The 434-nt window shown below is 67.5% G+C and carries 2 protein-coding genes; both read left to right on the top strand.

Translation table 11 applies throughout. The annotated features are described in order from the left end of the window. Nucleotides 1–260: acetyl-CoA carboxylase (locus AC1DYK_RS35870; protein WP_478170596.1), on the top strand; the 260-nt coding region annotated here is incomplete at its 5' end. Further along, the coding region (locus tag AC1DYK_RS35865) for a biotin carboxylase N-terminal domain-containing protein (RefSeq protein WP_478170597.1) at nt 257–434 on the top strand (178 nt) is incomplete at its 3' end. The genes AC1DYK_RS35870 and AC1DYK_RS35865, both read left to right, overlap by 4 nt.

Here is a 434-nt window from a genome sequence, read left to right as displayed (position 1 = left end):
GCATGACGGCGATTCGGGCGCCCATGCCCGGGACGTTCTACCGCACGCCCGCACCCGACCAGCCGCCCTTCGTGGAGGAGGGCGAGCCGATCACCGCCGGCACCACCATGTGCCTGGTCGAGGTCATGAAGATGTTCAACTCGGTCGCCGCACCGGTGACCGGCCGGGTCCACAGCATCCTCGTCGAGCACGGTCAAGCGGTGAGCAGTGACCAGATCCTGATGATCATCGCCCCGGACGAGACGGAGGCCGCAAAATGAGTCACGCCGCCCCTGTCGTCCGCCACGACATCCGCAGGCTGTTCGTCGCCAACCGCGGCGAGATCGCCGTCCGCATCATCCGAGCCTGCCGATCACTGGGCATCGAGACGGTCGTAGGAGTATCGGAAGCGGACGTCGACAGCCTGGCCGCGCGCATGGCCGACGAGTCCGTCG

Source organism: Variovorax sp. P2_H12, from assembly GCF_056403395.1.
The sequence above is the reverse complement of the archived record's forward strand: the minus strand, read 5'-3'. Positions and strand labels throughout refer to the sequence as shown.